This is a genomic window from uncultured Microscilla sp. (assembly GCF_947493425.1).
Classification (GTDB): domain Bacteria; phylum Bacteroidota; class Bacteroidia; order Cytophagales; family Microscillaceae; genus Microscilla.
This window is the reverse complement of sequence record NZ_CANLRP010000639.1, coordinates 1-257: the sequence shown is the minus strand read 5'-3', so window position 1 is coordinate 257 and position 257 is coordinate 1. Positions and strand designations below refer to the sequence as shown.

The 257-nt window shown below is 46.3% G+C and carries 1 protein-coding gene; it reads left to right on the top strand.

The window, feature by feature from the left end; genetic code table 11:
• Nucleotides 1-257: DnaB-like helicase N-terminal domain-containing protein (locus tag Q0954_RS34795; RefSeq protein ID WP_299466897.1), on the top strand; the 257-nt coding region annotated here is incomplete at both ends.

The window sequence follows — 257 nt, the reverse complement described above, 5'->3', positions numbered from 1 at the left end:
GTAGTACAAGGACAGGTTCCTCCTCAAGCCATCGATATAGAAGAAGCGGTACTCGGAGCGATACTCATTGAACAACCAGCCTTTATGCAGGTCATTGACTTGCTGCAACCCGATTACTTTTACAAGCCTGCCCACAAAGAGGTTTATCAGGCAATACTGGAGCTGTTTGCGCAAGCCAATCCAGTAGATATGCTTACAGTAACTCAGCAACTAAGGCAAACAGGTAAACTTGAAATGGCAGGAGGTCCCGCTTTTGT